This is a genomic window from Stappia sp. TSB10P1A (assembly GCF_900185725.1).
Lineage (GTDB): Bacteria > Pseudomonadota > Alphaproteobacteria > Rhizobiales > Stappiaceae > Stappia.
Genome location: NZ_FYAU01000029.1, coordinates 79,085 through 93,699, shown reverse-complemented (window position 1 = coordinate 93,699; position 14,615 = coordinate 79,085). Strand labels below are relative to the sequence as shown.

The 14,615-nt window shown below is 70.0% G+C and carries 11 protein-coding genes; 2 read left to right on the top strand and 9 right to left on the bottom strand.

All coding sequences use genetic code 11. From position 1 onward, the window contains the following. Window positions 1-181: 181 nt before the first annotated feature. Window positions 182-703 carry a helix-turn-helix domain-containing protein gene (locus tag TSB10P1A_RS14270; protein WP_186388607.1) on the bottom strand — a complete coding sequence of 174 codons (522 nt, stop codon included), beginning with the start codon at window positions 701-703 and terminating at the stop codon, window positions 182-184. An 87-nt stretch (window positions 704-790) separates the two neighbouring features. On the opposite strand from TSB10P1A_RS14270, the gene TSB10P1A_RS14265 reads away from it, so the two are divergent. Further along, entirely contained in the window at window positions 791-1,447 is a 657-nt protein-coding gene (locus TSB10P1A_RS14265) for a dihydrofolate reductase family protein (protein WP_186388606.1), read from the top strand. A 26-nt stretch (window positions 1,448-1,473) separates the two neighbouring features. Here TSB10P1A_RS14265 and TSB10P1A_RS14260 read toward each other — a convergent pair whose 3' ends face one another. The 6 genes from TSB10P1A_RS14260 to TSB10P1A_RS14235 form a co-directional block, all read right to left on the bottom strand. Then, on the bottom strand, window positions 1,474-4,719 hold the full coding sequence (locus tag TSB10P1A_RS14260; RefSeq protein WP_208987103.1) for an error-prone DNA polymerase: 3,246 nt from the start codon (window positions 4,717-4,719) through the stop codon (window positions 1,474-1,476). Beyond that, window positions 4,716-6,290 (bottom strand): DNA polymerase Y family protein, encoded by a 1,575-nt coding sequence (locus tag TSB10P1A_RS14255; RefSeq protein ID WP_186388605.1) that lies wholly within the window; start codon window positions 6,288-6,290, stop codon window positions 4,716-4,718. Before TSB10P1A_RS14255 ends, TSB10P1A_RS14260 begins: the two co-directional genes overlap by 4 nt. Then, complete coding sequence (locus tag TSB10P1A_RS14250; RefSeq protein ID WP_186388604.1) at window positions 6,196-6,993, bottom strand: ImuA family protein; 798 nt, start codon at window positions 6,991-6,993, stop codon at window positions 6,196-6,198. Before TSB10P1A_RS14250 ends, TSB10P1A_RS14255 begins: the two co-directional genes overlap by 95 nt. Further along, window positions 6,990-7,688, bottom strand: coding sequence for an endonuclease III (gene nth / locus TSB10P1A_RS14245; protein ID WP_186388603.1), 699 nt, complete (start codon window positions 7,686-7,688; stop codon window positions 6,990-6,992). Before nth ends, TSB10P1A_RS14250 begins: the two co-directional genes overlap by 4 nt. Window positions 7,689-8,021: 333 nt before the next feature. Beyond that, window positions 8,022-9,617: an MBL fold metallo-hydrolase RNA specificity domain-containing protein gene (locus TSB10P1A_RS14240; RefSeq protein ID WP_186388602.1), complete on the bottom strand. Its 1,596-nt coding sequence runs from the start codon at window positions 9,615-9,617 to the stop codon at window positions 8,022-8,024. 284 nt (window positions 9,618-9,901) lie between these two features. After that, window positions 9,902-10,870, bottom strand: coding sequence for a LysR family transcriptional regulator (locus TSB10P1A_RS14235; protein WP_186388601.1), 969 nt, complete (start codon window positions 10,868-10,870; stop codon window positions 9,902-9,904). Window positions 10,871-10,974: 104 nt separating this feature from the next. Here TSB10P1A_RS14235 and TSB10P1A_RS14230 point away from each other — a divergent pair, with 104 nt between their 5' ends. Beyond that, window positions 10,975-11,595, top strand: a complete 621-nt coding sequence (locus TSB10P1A_RS14230; RefSeq protein WP_186388600.1) for an FMN-dependent NADH-azoreductase — start codon at window positions 10,975-10,977, stop codon at window positions 11,593-11,595. 85 nt (window positions 11,596-11,680) lie between these two features. Here TSB10P1A_RS14230 and TSB10P1A_RS14225 read toward each other — a convergent pair whose 3' ends face one another. Then, a complete protein-coding gene (locus TSB10P1A_RS14225; RefSeq protein WP_186388599.1) occupies window positions 11,681-13,069 on the bottom strand; it encodes an aspartate aminotransferase family protein in 1,389 nt (462 codons plus the stop codon). Beyond that, the gene (locus TSB10P1A_RS14220) at window positions 12,999-14,612 is read right to left on the bottom strand and encodes a M81 family metallopeptidase (RefSeq protein WP_186388598.1); all 1,614 of its coding nucleotides are present in this window, start codon (window positions 14,610-14,612) and stop codon (window positions 12,999-13,001) included. The genes TSB10P1A_RS14225 and TSB10P1A_RS14220 overlap by 71 nt, the downstream gene beginning before the upstream one ends. Window positions 14,613-14,615 lie beyond the last annotated feature (3 nt).

Genomic DNA, 14,615 nt, shown 5'->3' with positions numbered 1-14,615 from the left:
AGAGCAGGAGATCCGGCTAAATGTTCGGCCCTCCGCCCGCAGCAGAAGGACGGCGGAAAGGACAGCCTTCCTGCAAGGCCTCGCGCCTCGCTATCGGCACAGCCGACATCTTGAGGGAATCGCAGCCAGAGGGCAGGAGGCCCCGGCGAGGCGCCCAAGGACAGCGCCCAGGGAGGATCTCCTATCCGGCAGGTGCCGACCGCGCCCGCACGGCCTCAAAGGCCCTGGTGAGGTCCGCGAGAACCGGCGAGACAATGGCTCCGCTGGCGCCGGCGACGGGGTTCTCCAGATGCAGGCGGCGCAGGTCATCCATGAAGGCGGTCCACATCGGCTCGCCGCCCTCTTCCAGAAGCTGCGCGCGGATCGACAGTTCCTCGCTGACCGGCAGGTGCCGGCGCCCCCAGGCGCCGAGCATCGCCAGCACCGGCACCAGTTGGATCGCCGGTTCGGCCAAGCTGTAGATCGCCTTCTGGCTGTGGCTCGGATCGTCCCGCCTCGTGACGAGGCCGAGCGCGACCAAACGCTTCAGCCGGGCCGCCAGGATGTTGGAGGCGATGCCTTCCTCCGAACGGGTCAGCAACTCGCGGAAATGCCGGCGGTTGCCGAACATCATGTCGCGGATGACGACGAGGCTCCAGCGATCCCCCAGCACTTCCATCGCCAGATTGATCGGGCATCCCGACCGGCGCTCGATGTCCTGCATGCCGCCTCCGTCAAAACCGGTTGCAATCTAGGAGCAGTCGTGACACAAGACAACTGCTTTCGGTTTGCAATCGGTTTGGAGGAACCCATGCCCAAGCTCCGCGTTCACTGCTTCAGCCTGTCGCTCGACGGCTATGGCGCCGGCCCCGACCAGAGCGAGACGGAGCCGATGGGCGTCGGCAGCGAGGCCCTGCGCGAGTGGGTGTTCGACACGCCGAGCTTCCGCCGCCGCGTGCTGGGCGAAGACGGCGGCACTCCCGGCATCAACGAGAAGTTCATCGCCCGCAGCTTCGAGAATGTCGGCGCCTGGATCATGGGGCGGAACATGTTCGGTCCCGTGCGCGGTCCCTGGCCGGACGACGGCTGGAAGGGGTGGTGGGGCGATACTCCGCCTTTTCACTGTGACGTTTTCGTCCTGACCCACCATCCTCGTGCCAGCTTCGAGATGCCGGGCGGTACGGTGTTTCATTTCGTCACCGACGGCATTCATGCGGCGCTGGAGCGCGCAAGGGCCGCGGCCGGCGACCGCGACGTGCGGGTCGGCGGCGGCGTCTCGACCTTGCGCCAGTATCTTGAGGCCGGCCTCATCGACGAGATGCATCTTGCGGTCGTGCCCGCGGTGTTCGGCAAGGGCGAAAACCTGCTGCAGGGGCTGGACCTGCCGGCCTGCGGGCTCGGCAGCGTGACTGTTACCGCCGGCGAACACGGCATCGTGCATTACATGCTCCAGCGCTCCGCCGCCTGAGCCGGTGGGCCGCAGCGCACCTGCCCTCAGTGGAAATTCCGCCCCTTCGGCAGGACGCGGGTGTCGCGCGGATGGCGCCACAGGCTCGCCCCCGAAAGCTTCGGCCCCTCCTGCGGCGGCGGCTCCTTCGACAGCGCGGCCATCAGCTCCGGCGTGATGTCGGTGAGCTGCCGCGCCACCAGATGGATGACGCCGTCCTCCTTCTGGATGGCGCCGTCCACCAGGATGGCGCGCGCGCCCATGACGATCCGCCGGCTGCGCTCGAAGAGCCGGCTCCAGACCACGATATTGGCGATGCCCGTCTCGTCCTCCAGCGTCAGGAAGGTGACGTTCTTGGCGGTTTGCGGACGCTGGCGCACCAGCACGAGGCCGGCAACGCGGACGAACCGGCCATTGCCCTGCGACGCGAGATCGGCCGCGCGCAAGCTGCGGCAGGCCTCGAGGCGGGCGCGCAGGAAGGCGAAGGGATGCGCCTTCAACGACAGGTGCAGGCTAGCGTAGTCTTCCACCACATGCTCGCCGGGGCGCATGGACGGCAGTTCCACCTGCTCTTCCCGCGCGGCAAGCAAGGCCAGTCCCTGCCGCCCGCCGAACAGCGGCAGGTCGTCCTGGCCGCCCGCGCGCCCGAGCCGGCCGGCCAGCCCCTTGATCTCCCACAAGGCCTGGCGCCGGTCGAGGCCGAGCGAGCGGAAGGCATCGGCATTGGCCAGCGCCACCAGCGCCCGGCTGTCGAGGCCGGCCCGGCCATGCAGGTCGGCGAGATCCGCAAAGCCCATGCCGCGGGCCGCCGCCAGCGCCTCTCCCGCTTCCTCGCCCAATCCGTCGACCTGGCGCAGGCCGAGCCGCAGGGCGAAGGCATTGCCGCCCTCGCCCGTCTGCGCTCCGGATCGCTCCGCCGCCTCCAGCGTGTGGTCCCAGCCGCTGTGATTGACATCGACCGGCAGCACGCGGCCGCCATGGGCACGCAGGTCCCGCACGATGGAGGCGGAGGAATAAAAACCCATCGGCTGCGAGTTGAGCAGAGCGCAGGCGAAAACCTCCGGATAGTGGCACTTGAGCCAGGAGGAGGCATAGGCGAGCAGGGCGAAGCTTGCCGAATGGCTTTCGGGAAAGCCGTAATCGCTGAAGCCCTTGATCTGCTCGAAGCAGCGGGCGGCGAAGTCGGGCTGATAGCCCTTCGCGATCATGCCGGCGACGAATTTCTCGCGGAACTGTTCGATCGTGCCGATGTTGCGGAAGGAGGCCATCGCCCGGCGCAGCCGGTCCGCCTCATCCGGCGAAAAGCCGGCCCCGACGATGGCGATCTTCATCGCCTGTTCCTGGAACAGCGGCACGCCCAGGGTCTTCTTCAGCACCGCCGCAAGCTCGGGCGAGGGATAGTCGACCTGCTCCAGCCCCTTGCGCCGGCGCAGATAGGGATTGACCATGTCGCCCTGGATCGGTCCGGGGCGGACGATGGCGATCTGGATGACGAGATCGTAGAAGTTTTCAGGTCTAAGGCGCGGCAGCATCGACATCTGCGCCCGGCTCTCGATCTGGAAGACGCCGACCGTATCGGCCTTTTGGATCATCGCATAGGTCGCCGGATCGTCACGCGGCACGCTCGCCAGCCCCATGTCGCGGCCGTAATGGCCGCGCAGCAGGTCGAAGCTCTTGCGCAGGCAGGTCAGCATGCCGAGCGCCAGCACATCGACCTTGAGGATGCCGAGCGCGTCGAGGTCGTCCTTGTCCCATTCCACCACGGTGCGGTCCTCCATCGCCGCATTGGCGATCGGGACCACCTCGTCGAGACGTTCGCGGGTGATGACGAAACCGCCGACATGCTGCGACAGGTGGCGGGGGAAGTCGATCAACTGGCGCACCAACCGGACGGTCTGCGTCAGGCGGGGATCGCGGGCATCGAGCCCGGCCTGGCGGATCTCGCCTTCCGCCGGCGCGCTGCCCGACCAGCCCCAGATCAGGCCGGACATGGCGCCGACCACGTCGGTCGACAGGCCCATCGCCTTGCCGACGTCATTGACGGCGCTGCGGGCGCGGTAGCGGATCACCGTGGCGGCAAGGCCGGCGCGTTCGCGGCCATAGCGCCGATAGATGTACTGAATCACCTCCTCGCGCCGCTCATGCTCGAAATCGACGTCGATATCCGGCGGCTCGCCGCGCGCCGCCGACACGAAGCGCTCGAACAAGAGGTCGATCTCGGTCGGATTGACCGAAGTGATGCCGAGGCAATAGCAGACGACGGAATTGGCCGAGGAGCCGCGCCCCTGGCACAGGATCGGCGGATCCTGGCTGCGGGCGAAGCGGACGATGTCCTGCACGGTGAGGAAATAGGAGGCGAAGCCGAGTTCGCCGATCAGCCGCAGTTCGCGCGCGATGTTCGCCTGCACATCCGGTGGGATGCCTTGCGGAAACCGGTTTTCGGCCCCCAGCCAGGTCAGCCGCTCCAACTCCTGCTGCGGCGTCGCGCTCTCGCCGGCCGGCTCGTCCGGATAATGCGGTGACAGCTCGTCGAGGCTGAACCGGCAACGCTCGGCGATCTCCAGGCTGCGCTCCAGCGCGCGCTCATGGCCGGACAGCAGCCGCGCCATTTCCCGCGGCGGCTTCAGGTGTCGCTCCGCATTCGGCTCCAGCAGGAAGCCGGCCGCGTCGATGGTCACATGCGCGCGGATGCAGGTGAGCACATCCTGCAAGGGACGCCGCTCGGGCGCGTGGTAGAGCACGTCGTTGGTCGCGACCAGCGGTGTGCGGCAGGCCCCGGCAAGCTCCGCCAGGCGGTCGAAACGGGCCCTGTCGTCGCTGCGATGGGCGGGCGACAGGGCCAGCGAGACGGCGCCGGCATAGCCCTGCCCCAACTCGGCAAGGCGCGCGGCGAAGGCGGCATCAAGGCTGCGCGGCGGGATGACGATGAGCTGCTGCCCCTCCCCGAGCCCGCCGAGATCGGAAAAGTCGAGATGGCATTCCCCTTTCGGCGCCCGCCGGTTGCCGAGGGTGAGCAGCCGGCTCAGCCGGCCATAGGCCTCCCGGTCCTGCGGATGGATGACCAGTTCGAACCCGTCGCGCAGCACCAGCCGCGCGCCGACGATCAGACGAATGGGATGCTCGCGCGCCGCCACATGCGCCCGCACGACGCCGGCCAGCGTGTTGCGGTCGGCGATGCCGATGGCAGCAAGGCCGAGCCGGGCCGCCGTCGCCACCAACTCCGCCGCATGCGAGGCGCCGCGCAGGAAGCTGAAATTGCTGGTCGCCACCAGTTCCGCGAAGGCCGCCATCATGCGAACAGCCCATGGACGAACCAGCGCACCGTGTCGCCGGGCCGGTCGTAAAGGCCTTCGCGGAACAGCCAGAAGCGCCGCCCGTCCGTGTCCTCGACACGGTAATAGTCGCGGGTCAGGCGGTTGGCCTCGCCGCCCGCCCACCATTCCGGCGCGATCCGCTCCGGCCCTTCCGCGCGCACGATGCGGTGCGCGGTGCGCCGCCACTCGAAGCGCGCCGGCGGCTTGTCCGGCATCTCCACCAGCACCTCCACCGGCTCGGGACGTTCGAACAGCAGCGGCGGGCGGGCAAGCGCGGCACCGCCATGCAGGGCCCGGCAATGCGCCGCCCAGTCGTGGCGCACCGCCTGAGCAAGCGCCGAGACCGGATGGCAGGCGCGCTCCGGCACATGGCTTTCGCGCGGCGCGAAGCGGCAGACGCGCTCGGGCCCGAAGCGATTGACCAGCCGGTCGAGCAAGCGGTCGAGATCGCCCGGCGGGGGGACGACACGCTCGCGCCCCGACAGTGCCGCCTGCACCGCCTCGGCGCGCTCCACCTCGAAGGCGGAGAGCACCGCCGCCTCGAAGCCGAAGCCGGCATGGTCGCGCAGCCGGTCGAGCCGCTCGCCGAGCAGGCGCAAAAGATGCGCGGCATCGTTGCTCGGCCGGGTGATGCGCAGTTCCAGCGCCTCGCGCCAGCCGTCGACGCGATAGAGCGCCAGTTCCAGCCGCCGCGCCGCCTTGCCGAGGCCCTGCAGCATCTCGGCAAGCTCGCCGACAAGCCGCGCCGCCACCTCGGCGATCGCCTCCAGCGTGACGACCGGCTCGGCGAAATTGCGCGCGATGCGGTGGACCGGCGCCGCCTCGACCGGATCGAAGCGCTCGCCCTCGCGCCCCAAGGCCTGGTCGAGCCGCAGCACCAGGAGCGGGCCGAAGCGGCCGGCGAGCGGCGCCCGTGGTTTGCCGGCTAATAGTCCGATCCGGTCGAGGCCAAGCCGGGCCAGGGCGCGCGCCGTCTCCGCCTCGATGCGCAGGGCGGCGACGGGAAGCGGCGCCAGTCGCTCGCCCGTCTCGCCGGGGGCGGCTCGCGTCATCTCCGTCTCGCCATAGCGGGCAAGCGCCCAAGCGGCGCCGAGCGTCGGCGCCAGCGCAAGCCGGGCGGTGAGGCCGAAGCCATGCAGCCGGTCGGCGAGATCCGCCATCAGCGCCTCTTCGCCGCCGAACAGATGGGCGCAGCCGGCAATGTCGATGGAGACGCCGTCCGGCGCGTCGATGCGGGTCAGCGGGCTGTAGCGTTGGCACCACAGGGCGAGCCGGCGCAGGCCTTGCGCATCGCCGTCCGGGTCCGCCGACGCAACAGCGAGAGCGGGATGGATCGCCCGCGCATCGGCCAGCGGCATGCCCGGCGCAAGGCCGAGCGCGGCGGCGGGCGCGTTGACCGCGCTGACCCGTGCTCCATTCCGCTCCAGCACGGAGAGCACGAGCGGGCCCGCCTCGTCAGGCGGCAGTCGATCGCGGCGCGAGCGGGCCGGCCCGGCGCAGCGGCGCTCGGTCGGCCAGCGGGGCAGCCAGACGGAAAGACAGCGTGTCATGGTTCCACTCGAGATCCCAGGCGTCCAGAAGACCCTTGCGCGATTTCACCAGCCGGGCCTGCCAGCGCGGCGGGCCGAGCCCCGGCACCGCCTGGCCGGCATGGGGCACGGGCCGGCTTGCCGAAGCGGCAATCGACCAGCGGGTCGAGGCGGCCGTTGCCATGTCGAAGACAGGCGCCGCTCCCAGCAGCAGCACCGTCGCCCCGTGGCGGGCGGCGCGCATCGCCAGGCGGCGGCTCGCGGTGAAGTCGTAGAGCCGGTCGCCTTCGGGCAGCAGGCCGACGACGACGGCGAGCGAGGGGTGGTCCAGCGCCTCCTCCAGGCTCCACAGGAGGTCGGCGGTCTTCTTCACCTCGACCTGGATCAGCCGGTCCGGATCGATACCAAAGGCGGCAAGGCCGACCGGATAAAGCCGACCCTCGCGCCAGCCCCGCGTCGACGGCAGCCCCCACAGAAGAGGGCCGGGACGGCGCGCCAGCAGCCGCGCGGCAAGGCCCAGGGCAAACCCGGTCGCCGCGCCGATATCGGCCGGCGTCGCCGGCTGCAGCTCGTGCAGGGCCCCGCTCGCCAGCCCGCCGGGCAGCACTGCCCCTTGCGCGTCCGCCCCTGCATCCAGCCCGACCGCCGGCCAGGCCGCCCCCTCGTCCAGCCCGCCCGCGGCCATGCGGGCGCGCAGCGCCGCCAGTATCTTCCCGTCCCTCATGCCCGCCCCTCCGGCACCGCCTGGCAGAGGCGGCACAACGGGCAGTCCGCGCAGACCGGCCGGCGGTGACGGCAATGGCTGCGGCCCAGCCCCTGCATCAGAAAATGGTGGGTTTCCGTATCGTCGGCGGTCCAGGCTGCGGGTAGCTGCCGATTGAGCAGCCGCGTGGCGTGGGCAATGTCGGCGCGCACCGGCACGAGGCCCAGCCGGCCGGCGACCCGGTTATGGGCCGTGTCGACCATCAGCGCCCGGCGGCGCAGCGTGCTGAGCCCGAGCACCGCCATGCTGGTCTTGGGGCCGACCCCGGTCAGGCTCTCCAGCCAGACCCGGCCCTCCTCCACCGGCCAGCCGGCAAGGAACTCCAGGTCGAGCCGCCCGCGCCGGGCCGCGATCTCGCGCAGGGCGGCCGGGATCTGCCGCGCCTTGCGCTCGGCGAAGGTCACCCCGGCGATCATGCCCTCCAGCTCGCTCGCCGCCGTTTCCGCCAGCCGCTCCCAGGCACCCATCCGGCGGGCCAGCGCTGCAAAGACCTCCATGGCGACCGCATCCCGTGTCCGGCCGCTCAGCATCGCGAAGACGAGCTGGCTCACCGGGTCGAGCCGGTAGCACTCCGGCACCGGACCGAACCGGGCAAGCAGCAGTCCGTGAACCCGCGCAAGGCGGGTGTCGGCAACGAGCGGCAACGTGTATTGCATGCCCGAATGAAAGAACAAAATGAGAACAAACGCAACAGGAGTCTGCGGGCCGCCGGCAGCTTTCAGCCACGGCGTTGATTCAGAAAGCTGAATCCTTCGACGGCATCGACGCCCTCTCTTGCAGGCGCCGTGCAACGATCCGGCCGCTGACGCGTTGCCCTTCCGACACGATGGAGGGACACATGCTCAAGTTCATCGGCGGAACCGTCGGTTTCATCTTTCTCGTCGGCCTGGTGGTGGTGATCGGCATCCTGATGCTGATCTTCTGACCGGAGGCGGGATGAGCGCCGGACAGGTGTGACGCGCGAGCGGTCGACAGGGCCGGGCGATGCCCTATTGCGCCGCCTCTTCGGACAGCGCACGGCGCAGCCGGCGGATCACCACGTTGCGGCTCTTCTCGTCGGGCTCGGTGGCGAGCTGGTCGCTGATGTCGAGCAGCAGGCGGGTGACGTCGTTGTGCCAATCGAGATGAGCCACCTCCTCGCGCGGCAGCCGCGGCGGCGCCGTGCCGGCAAGGCGAACCGCGCCGGTCGGCGTCAGCTCGAAGGTCTCGTCGAGACCGGGCTTGAGAACGTGCTCCGCCTCAACGAGGCCGGGCAGGCGGGCGGCCAGTCCGTCGATCGCCTCGGGCTCGCCATGGACCAGGAAAATGTCGTGGGCAAGCGGCAGGCGTTCGGCGATCCAGCTCACCAGTTCCGGGCCGTCGGCATGGCCGGAATAGAGGTCGATGGAGCGGATTCTGGCGCGAACGCTGAACTCCTCGCCCTGGATACGGACCGAAGGCGCGCCGTCCTGGAGGATGCGGCCGAGCGTGCCGGTCGCCTGGTAGCCGACCAAGAGGACCGTCGCCTCGTCGCGCCAGAGCCAGTTTTTCAGCCGGTGGCGGATGCGGCCGGCCTCGCACATGCCGCTGGCGGCGATGACGATGTGGAAGCCGCGGACGCGGTCGAGCGCCTTGCTCTGTTCGACCGTCTCGGTCATGTGCAGGTTGCGGGCGGCGAGGCCCTTGAGCAGAACCTCGCCGCCTTCCAGCTCGCGGGCGTGGCGGGCGAAGACGCGGGTCGCGGCGGCGGCGAGCGGCGAATCGACATAGATCGGGATCTGCGGCAGGGCGCCCTCGGCCATCAGCCGGGCAAGGTCGCTGATCAGTTCCTGGGCCCGCTCGACCGCGAAGGAGGGGATCAGGAGGACGCCGTCCGGATGCATCGCCGCCTTCACCTCGGCGCGCAACTGGCCGCGCCGGTGGGCGGGGGTAGCGTCCTCCCGGTCGGTGTCGCCATAGGTGCTCTCGCAGACGAGATAGTCGATGCCGCTCGGGCCTTCCGGCTCCGGATGCATCAGCTTGTAGTCGGGGCCGATATCGCCGGAAAACAGCAGTTTCATTGGCGGTTCGGCGATCTCCAGCTCGACCGAGGCGGAGCCAAGCAGGTGGCCGGCGTTCCAGAACCGGGCGCGCAGGCCGGGCAGGACCTGGAACCAGTGGCCGTAGGCAAAGGGGTGGAAAAGCGCCAGCGTCGCCTGGGCGTCCGCGCCGGTATAGATCGGCTCGACGGCATCGCGGCGCGACCGCCGACGGTTGCGGCGGTTGAGCTGCTCGACCTCGATCTCCTGGATGTGGGCGCTGTCGGGAAGCATCACGCTGCACAGTTCGAAGGTGGCGCCAGTGGCGAAAATCGGCCCGGAATAGCCGTCGCGGACGAGCTTCGGCAGCAGGCCGGAATGGTCGATATGGGCGTGGCTGAGGATGACCGCGTCGATGTCGCCGACGGAAAACGGGAAGGGCCGGTAGTTCAGTTCCTTCTCGGTCTTGGAGCCCTGGAACAGGCCGCAATCGAGCAGCAGCGTGCCGCCCGCCGTTTCCAGCCGGTAGCACGACCCGGTGACGCACCCCGCCGCCCCGTGAAATGTCAGCCTGGGTACAAGGGTCATCGCAGCCTCCTTCGCGCGACCGCGGCAGGCGGCGCAAATCGCAACAAGACCGGCAGGTTAGCACGAAATTGCCGCCGGCAAGGAGCATGACGACGGGCGGGGACAGACGGGGACAAGACCGCCGCCGGACGCTTGGAAAATTTCGAGACGGATTTTGCAAAATTCCGTCTCAATATCGGCGAATTTCGAGACGGCGTTCTCAAAACCGGCACATTGGGCCGTCGACGGCGAAAAACGGCGGCCGATGGCCCGAAAAACCCGGTTATCCCCGCCCGGCGCGCGCCTTATCCCCGCGCGCCGGCTTCGCCGGCCGGGCGGCGGGCGGCCTCCTCCTGCGCCATCTGGCGGACGCAGCGGTCCCAGGCCGGGGTGCCGCCGAAATGGCGCAGCAGGGCCTCGGTCAGCGCCCTGACCTTGCCGGGAGCATGGGGGCCGGGCGGGCGGACGACATACATGCCGAATTCGGGGGTCGGATGGTCGAGCAGCAGGGGCACGAGAGCGCCGGTGTCGACCGTGTCGCCAAGCAGGAAGGACGGGAGCTGGGCGATGCCGAGGCCGGCGACCGCCCAGGCGACCAGCGTCTCGCCGCTGTCGCTGCGCAGCCGGCCGCGCGGGCGCACGGCGACGACCCCCTCGCCGCGGGTGAAGACCCAGTCGGGCGAGCGGCTGCCGGTATAGATCAGGCAGTCATGGTCGCCGGCAAGGTCTTCCGGCCGGGCCGGCCGGCCCTTGCGGGCGAGATAGGCGGGGCTGGCGACGACGAGGGAGCGGATCGGCGCGATGCGGCGGGCGACATGGCTGGAATCTTCCAGCTTGCCGATGCGAATCGCCGCGTCGATCCGCTCGCCGATCAGATCGACCAGCCGGTCGGTGAGCGAGACGTCGAGCTCCAGGCGCGGATGGGCGGCGGCAAGCTCGGCCAGCACCGGCGCCAGATGGTGGATGCCGAAGGAGAGCGGCGCGGAGATGCGCAGCCGGCCGACCACCTCGCCGCCATGGACGGCGACCGCGTCGAGCGCCTCGTCATAGTCGGCAAGCAGCCGCTCGGCCCGCGCCTTGAACTCCAGCCCGGCATCGGTGGCGGTGACGCCGCGGGTCGTGCGGTTGAGCAGGCGGGCGCCGAGATGCTCCTCGATGCGGGCGATTCGCCGGCTGACGATGGACTTGGAGACGCCGAGGCGGGCGGCGGCACGGCTGAAGCCGCCGCTGTCGGCGATCTCGACGAAATAGCGCATGTCTTCCAGTTCGATCATCCGGCGTTCCTGCTGGCGCAACAGTGTGGTGCGGATTTCGGCAATTCTGATGCCGGGCAAGGGCGACTACCTCTGCGATACCACATTATCGAAAGGATCAGGGCATGCCCTCGACTTTGCAGGTTCTCGCCGTCACCAGCAGCGCGCTGGGCGATGCGTCCGCTTCCAACAAGCTGGTGAACGACACGATCGCCCAGCTCACCGCCCGCAATCCGGGCCTGCAGCTCGTCAGCCGCGACCTCGGCAACGGCCAGGTGCCGCATCTCGACCTCGACGGCGCCACCGCCATTCGCGGCGGCGAGCCGGCGAACGCGGCGCAGGCCGCCGCCCAGAAGCTTTCCGACGAGCTGATCGCCGAGGTCAAGGCCGCCGACGTGCTGGTGATCGGCGCGCCGATGTACAATTTCGGCATTCCCTCGACGCTGAAGGCCTGGTTCGACTACGTGCTGCGCGCCGGCGTGACGTTCCGCTACACCGAGGCCGGGCCGGAAGGCCTGATGACCGGCAAGCGCGCCATCGTTGTTGCGACCCGCGGCGGCCTCTACAGCGAAGGCCCGGCCAAGGCGATGGATTCGCAGGAGCCGCATCTGCGGACCATGCTGAGCTTCATCGGCATCACCGACATCACCTTCGTCTACGCCGAGAAGCTGGCCTTCGGGCCGGAAGCGCGCGAGGCCTCGATCGACGAGGCCAAGGGCAAGCTGGAAGAGCTGGTCGCGGCCTGACGCAAAGCCCGCGCGACGAAACGCAAAACCCGCCGGGACGACCGTCCCGGCGGGTTTTTCATGTGGAGTTTGCCAATCAGGCGCCTCAGCCGAGCGCCTCGTCGATGCTGCGGCGCAGGATCGACACCAGCTCGTCGACCTCGGCATGCGAGATCACCAGCGGCGGGGAGAAGACCAGGCAATCGCGCACCGCGCGGGTGGCAAGGCCATTGGCGAAACAGGCATTGCGCACCGGCGTCGACATCGACCCGACCGGCTGGACCTCCGACCGGCCGGCCTTGTCGCGGGTCAGCTCCACCGCCGCCATCAGGCCGACGCCGCGCACCTCGCCGACCAGCGGATGGTCGAGCAGGGTGGCGAGTTGCTGCTGGAAATAGGGACCGATATCGGCGCCGACCCGCTCGACGATGCCTTCCCGGCGCAGGATCGCAAGGTTCTCGCGGGCAACGGCGGCGGCGACCGGATGGCCGGAATAGGTGTAGCCGTGCGGGAAGCGGCCCGGCGTGTCGAACACCACCTCGGCGACCCGGTCATGGACGATGCTGGCCGAGATCGGCTGGTAGCCGGAGGACAGGCCCTTGGCGACCGTCATGATGTCCGGGGCGATGCCGAAGGTCTGGCTGCCGAACCATTCGCCGGTGCGCCCGAAGCCGCAGATCACCTCGTCGGCGATCAGCAGGATGCCGTATTTGCGGCAGATCCGCTGGACTTCCGGCCAGTAGCTGGAGGGCGGCACGAGGACGCCGCCGGCGCCCTGCACCGGCTCGCCGATGAAGGCGGCAACGCGCTCCGGCCCGACGGCAAGGATCGTCTCCTCCACCCCTCGCGCGGCCTTCAGGCCGAACTCGTCCGGGCTCATGTCGCCGCCCTCGCCCCACCAGTTGGGGGCCGGCGCATGATGGATGTCGGGGATCGGGATACCGGGGATATCGTGCATGCTGGCAAGGCCGGTGAGGCTTGCCGCCGCGATGGTGCTGCCGTGATAGGCGAGCTTGCGCGAGACGATGACGGTGCGCTGCGGCTCGCCGCGCTTCTGCCAGTAGCTGCGGACGATGCGGATGTTGGTGTCGTTCGCCTCCGAGCCGGAGGCGGCGAAGAAGACGCGGTTGAGCCCCTCGGGCGCGAGTTCGGCCAGCTCCTCGGCGAGCAGGGTGGTGACCGGCATCGTCGTCTTGAAGAAGGTGTTGTAATAGGGCAGCTCGCGCATCTGCCGCGCCGCCGCCTCGGCCAGTTCCGAGCGGCCATAGCCGATATTGACGCACCACAGCCCGCCCATGCCGTCGAGCAGGCGGTCGCCGTCGCTGTCGGTCAGGTAGCAGCCCTTGGCCGAGACGATGACCCGCGCGCCGCCCTCGCCGGCCAGTTCGCCATGGTCGGTGAAGGGATGCAGGTGATGGGCAAGGTCAGCGGCCTTGAGCGTGGCCGTCGACGGGGAGGGATCGTTCCTCAGGTCCGGATTGGGTGTCGAAGACATGGATAGCGTCCAGGTTGGAGAAGTGCTCGACGGGATCGAGCGGCCAGAGCGGCCGTCTGATCCGACTATAGGGGATCTGCGACAAGCGCATGGTGGCGATGCCGCCGGCATCGACCAGCAGAATGTCGCGGGCAATCGGCCCGAAGGCGGCGCGCAGATGGTTGCGGCTCTTCAGGCCGATGACGGAGAGCGTGGCGGGCTCGATGCCGAGCGCGCGGAACAGGTTGAGATCGGTGACGGAGAGCGCCCGGCTGGCGACGACGATACGAAGGCCCGCCGCCTCCAGCAAGGCCATCGGCCCCATGTCGACGGAGAGCCCGCGCAGCACCGGACCTTCGCAGCGGAAGGTGCCGGGATGCAGCCGCAGGACGCGGGCCCTGAGCGCCAGCGGCGGGGGGATGTGCGGCGCAAGGCGGCCGCCCAGCGCCAGGTCGAGCATGGCGCCCTCCCCCGCCTCGCCGGCAAGGGTGACGGCGGCGGGATCGCAGATCGTCGCGAAAGCGGCGTTGTCCAGCCCCGCCTCCAGCATGGCGCGCAGCAGGTTGGGCGAATCGCCATAGGCCCCGCCGGCCGGATTGTCGGCGAAATCGGCCAGCACCAGCGGCCGGGGGTCGCCGCCCGGCGCGCGCGCGGCGGCGATCGCGGTCTCGGTGCCGGCAAAGTCGAGCTGCGTTTCCGTGCGGCTGTCCCAGAGCCTTTCGCCGAGGTCGAGCGCCAGCGCGCGCGGGTCGACCGCCGCGTCCGCCATCACCGACACCATCGCGGCCGGCCCGGCATCGGGCACATCGGCCCAGGGAAAGCCGATGGTGAGCCCGGCCGAGACGACGCCTGGCCGCGCGGCAAGGGCGGCGGCATGGGCGAGCAGCGCGTTCATCGGCCCCGGCGGGCCGGTGCGGCCATGGTCGGCGGCATCGATCATCGGCGGGCGGGCGAGCACGGCGCGGGTGAGCCGGCCGCTGCCGGCTCCGCCCCTGTCGGCTTCATCCCTGTCGGCCGCTTGCATCAGCCGCGCCAGCGCGTCGGCGGCCTCCACCGCGCAGTCGAAATGATCGACATGGGGATAGGTGCGATAAGGGAATAAGGCATCGGCGGCGGCGACCATGCGGGGCGAGACATTGGCGTGCATGTCGAGCGTCGCGACGATGGGCACCCGCTCGCCATGGCGGGCGCGCAGGGCGGCAAGCAGCTCGCCCTCCGGGTCGAGGCAGTCTTCGCTGACCATCGCCCCGTGCAGGGCGAGCAGCACCCCGTCGAAGCTCCCTCTTGCCGAGAGCATCGCGTCCTTTAGGGCGGCCCAGTCGGCGGCGGCGAGCGGGCCGGAGGGACCGCAGGCGGCGGCAACGGGCAGCACGATCTCCCAGCCATGGGCGGCGGCGGCCTCCAGGAAGCCGCCGACCTCCGTGCCGGTGCCGGCGAGCCGGGCGCGGGCCTCCGCCTCGCCGAAGACGAGATAGCGGCCGGCGAAATCGGCGAGCCGGGTCGGCACCACGTTGAACGTGTTGGTCTCGTGCAGGATCGCACCGACGAGGACGCGCTTTGCCATGGC